Below are 4,491 nucleotides of genomic sequence, written 5' to 3' on the forward strand. Positions count from 1 at the left end.
TTTCGTAAGCTTCTTTAAACTTTTGAATATCTCCAGCACCCATAAAAATAAGTACGCTATTTTCATGTGTTTTTAAAATAGCTGTATTTTCTTCTATTAATAGGTTGGCACCAGGGATTTTTTCCTTCAAATCCTCAATTGATAATTTTCCGTGGTTTTCTCTTGCGGAACCAAAGATTTCACATAAATAAACCTTGTCAGCCAAATTCAGGCTTTCGGCAAAATCCTCTAGAAATGCCTGGGTTCTCGTAAAAGTATGCGGCTGAAAAACACAAATGATTTCACGATTAGGATACTTTTGACGCGCAGCATCAACAGTCGCTTTAATTTNNTGTGAACCAATCTTTTTTTCTGTAAATCTTCTTTTAACCCCGCTAAAGGTTTTAAGGTAGTTTTGAACAATTTCAGAATCCATTTCCTCATAATGGCATAACGCAATAACTGCCAATGAATTTAAGATATTATGGTCTCCAAACGTCGGAATAGAGAAGGTTTCATAAAATGTATTTCTAACAAATACATCAAAGGTTGTTCCTTCTGTTGATTTGACAATATTCCGTGCTTGAAAATCATTTTCTTCACCAAATCCATAAAATAAGACAGGTACCTTTGCTTGAATTCGCTGCAATTGTTCGTCATCACCACATGCGAAAATCCCCTTATTCACTTGCCATGCCATTTCCTGGAATGCAGAAAATACATCCTCAATATTAGCAAAGTAATCAGGGTGATCAAAATCAATATTCGTCATGATGGCATAATCAGGGAAGTATGATAAGAAATGCCTTCTATATTCACAAGCTTCGAAAACAAAGTACTCAGCATTCTCATCCCCGTTTCCCGTTCCATCGCCAATAAGGAATGAAGTTGGTTTTGCACCTTTCATGACGTGTGCAAGCAAGCCTGTAGTAGAAGTTTTCCCATGAGCGCCTGTAACGGCAACACTTGTAAAATCCTTCATAAAATCACCAAGAAACCGGTGGTAACGTACAACAGGTAGTCCAAGATTCATTGCTTCTTCGATTTCTTCATGCGTATCCGGGAAGGCATTTCCAGCAATAATGGTCATTCCAGGTTTTATATTTTCCTTTTGAAAGGGAAGGATCTTTATTCCAGATTGCTCGAGGGCCAGTTGTGTAAAAAAGCGTTTTTCATAGTCTGAGCCTTGTACTTCAAAATTCATATCATGCAGCACTTGCGCCAAGGCACTCATTCCGGACCCCTTAATACCTACGAAATGGTAAATAGTCATATAAAGAACCTCCAACCATCGTATATCTGTAAAACAGTATATGACATTCATCTAGTTTTGCGCATATCCTAATTTAGGACATGTTTAGTCAAAAAATTTAAAATGTGTGATTAAACCTTCGCTTTTAAATCTCTTTTTACGTTATATTTCATCATATTCAAACATTATATCACTATTTATTTTCAAAAACTATGTAATGAAATCCCAGCCAGAAAACTGTAAATGTATTTCATTGATAAGCTCCATGTGCCATCAATGGTCATGGAGCTTTTCAACTCTTTTCTATTCAACCTTTTCTAGGCGCGGGTTTGGACGGTAGCGTCTTCCGGCCTTAGCCGCATGCTTTCCATTAATTAAAACATTATCACCTGTAAAGCCAATATTAATCTTTAATAAGCTGCTTCCTACCCCATACATGTCTACTGGAACACCTTGCTCTTCAAATTCCAGAATTCGGGACTCGTTAAAGCCGCCGCTAACGACAATTTTCACATGATCGAAACCTTCATCATCTAGTGCTTTTCTGAGCGCAAAAATTAATTCTGCATTCACCCCTCGCGGATCAAAGGTTCCTAATACATGCTGATTTCTCAAGAAATACTGATCAATCATCGTGCGGGAAGTATCAATTCGGACACCCTTCAGGTCTTTACCAAAGACTCTTGCTACCTTTAAGGAGTCTGTAATGGCGTCATTGTTATAATCGACTAGAGATACTAGCTCATCTTCCGGGAATGTTTCCTGGTATGCCTTTGTTGCAGCAACGAGATCTCCATTAAACATCTGAATAAGAGCATGGGGCATCGTGCCCATTCCTTGTTTGCCCCACCATTCATTCATGGCATGGGTTGCTTGAGCAGTAGATCCTCCAATATAAGCTGCATAGCCATCCCCAGCTTGTGTTGTATAGTGATCATCACGGTCGCCCATGAAGATCACTGGCTTTTGAGTTCCTGATACACTTGCTGCCTTAACAACATTATACACGTGCGAAGCGACTGACGTTCGACGGGAGAGTATCCCATCAATCACTCCTTCTAAATATCCAAAGCTTTGATATTTCCCTGTAATCGTTAATACTGTTTCAAATGGCGCAATTTTGTCGCCATCCTTTAATGAATATATTTCGAGTTCGTCTGGATTATCAGCAAATGTTTTAAGAAGTGCTATAACTTCATCTGTTCCACACAAAACAGCATGTTCTTTTTGAAAAAATTGCATCGTTACAATAATATCTTTATGATATTTATTCACAATCTCTCTAGTCTTTAAAAAGTACACCGCAGAAAACCAGCCATCTCTAATCCGTTCATCAAATTTAAAAGTCTGGTTTGTTAAACGTTTTATTTCCCCTTTTACCTTAAGTTCTATTTCCTTCATCCGTAAGCTCCTCACATACCGTTCGTAATCCTTAGGTTGTAGATAATATTTATTATTATTATTTTTAACATGCAAGTAAAGAATACCATGGATTAATTTATTGTACTAGAGTCTAAAAGTGATTCAAGCTCTTCGGCTGTAATCAGAACCTCTCTCGGCTTACTTCCGCGTGTCTCCGAAATAAATCCCTGTTTCTCCATCATGTCGATTAGGCGTGCAGCACGATTATAGCCCACTTTGAATCTTCTTTGCAGACTGGAGGTCGATGCAGCACCTTGATCTATTACAAATTCACATGCTTCATAAAACAACTCGTCTTCTTCCTCAGTGATCTGTGCCTTTTTCAGCAGTTCTTCCTGTTCAAATAAATATTCCGGATCGCGTTCCCTTCTAACATGTGCAACGACATCATCAATTTCCTGATCAGAAACATACGTGCCTTGGAGACGAATAGGTTTAGATGACCCGTTTTCTAAGAAGAGCATATCTCCACGTCCAAGCAGCTTTTCAGCTCCGCTAATATCAATAATCGTTCGCGAGTCAATTTGCGAGGAAACAGAGAAAGCAACTCTCGTTGGAACATTTGCTTTTATTAGCCCAGTAATAACATCAACAGATGGTCTTTGTGTAGCAATAATTAAATGAATTCCACAGGCCCTTGCCTTCTGAGCAATCCGGCAGATCGCTTCCTCGACATCCGCAGGAGACATCATCATTAAATCAGCGAGCTCGTCAATAATAATCACCATGTATGGGAGCTTATCTGAATATCGCTTATGCTCTTCAGCGAGCTCATTAAAGCGGCTTATATCCCTTACACCTGTATGTGCAAATAGCTCATATCGGCGTTCCATTTCCTCCACTGCCCATTTTAATGCTGCAGTAGCCGCCTTGACATCCGTAATAACTGGGCTCACAAGATGTGGAATGCGATTATATGGAGCGAGCTCGACCATTTTCGGATCGATTAATATGAGCTTAAGCTCATCAGGTGTAGCTTTATACAAAAGACTGACTAGAATCGTATTAATGCAGACACTTTTTCCTGACCCGGTTGCCCCTGCAATTAGGCCATGCGGCATTTTACGCAAATCTGTGACAATGGGATTGCCCGCTATGTCCAGTCCGAGAACGGCTGTTAATGGAGAACTACTGTCCTGAAACACTGGACTATTAATAATTTCGCTTATAAATACAGGTCTGCTCTTCTTGTTTGGGACTTCAATTCCAATTGTATGCTTGCCCGGGATGGGTGCTTCAATCCGGATATCCCTTGCTGCAAGGCTTAACTTTATATCATCAGATAAATTTGTAATTTTGTTTACCTTTACACCTGGTTCAGGCTGCACTTCAAACCTAGTAACAGAAGGACCTTGGGTAACATTAACGACATGAGCGTGAACATTGAAGTTTTTTAAGGTTGAGTTTAACAGCTCCTCCTGTTCAATAAACCAATCTGAAGATTCCTCCTTATGGACTGGCGACAAAAGCAGGCTTTTGGCTGGGAATTGATAATAGGCAAGCTCCTCTTCTATTTCTGCAGCTGGTGCGGCCTCCTGAATGGCAGAGACGATTTCTTTCTCTGCATGAAGAACAACTTCCTCCGCCTTTGGAGCTGTATATGGCTTTAATTGATTAATGAGCTTTTGCTTATCATTCTTGAGCATAATAACATTGAATGGGATATGCTTTCTCGCTGATGGTTGGACTTCTTTTTCCTCAGGTGCTGGTGGCTCTTCCTTTTCCGCAGCTACTGGTGGCTCTTCTGTTTCATCAGGTGCTGGCTGTTCTTCCGTTTCATCAGGTGCTAGTTGCTCTGCCGTTTCCTCAGCTGCTGGCTGCTCTTCAGTTTCATCAGC

General features: G+C 40.1%; 3 protein-coding genes. All 3 read right to left on the bottom strand.

The window, feature by feature from the left end:
• Window positions 1–1,252 (bottom strand): UDP-N-acetylmuramate--L-alanine ligase (gene murC, locus V7149_RS01060; protein ID WP_335343829.1); only part of this gene is annotated, 1,252 nt, incomplete at its 3' end.
• A gap of 282 nt (window positions 1,253–1,534) precedes the next feature.
• A complete protein-coding gene (locus V7149_RS01065; RefSeq protein ID WP_335343830.1) occupies window positions 1,535–2,632 on the bottom strand; it encodes a nicotinate phosphoribosyltransferase in 1,098 nt (365 codons plus the stop codon).
• Between the two features lie 92 nt (window positions 2,633–2,724).
• On the bottom strand, window positions 2,725–4,491 hold a 1,767-nt coding region (locus V7149_RS01070), incomplete at its 5' end, for a DNA translocase FtsK (protein ID WP_335343831.1).

It is taken from the genome of Bacillus sp. JJ1503, assembly GCF_036965125.1.
Taxonomy (GTDB): Bacteria; Bacillota; Bacilli; order Bacillales; family Cytobacillaceae; genus Cytobacillus.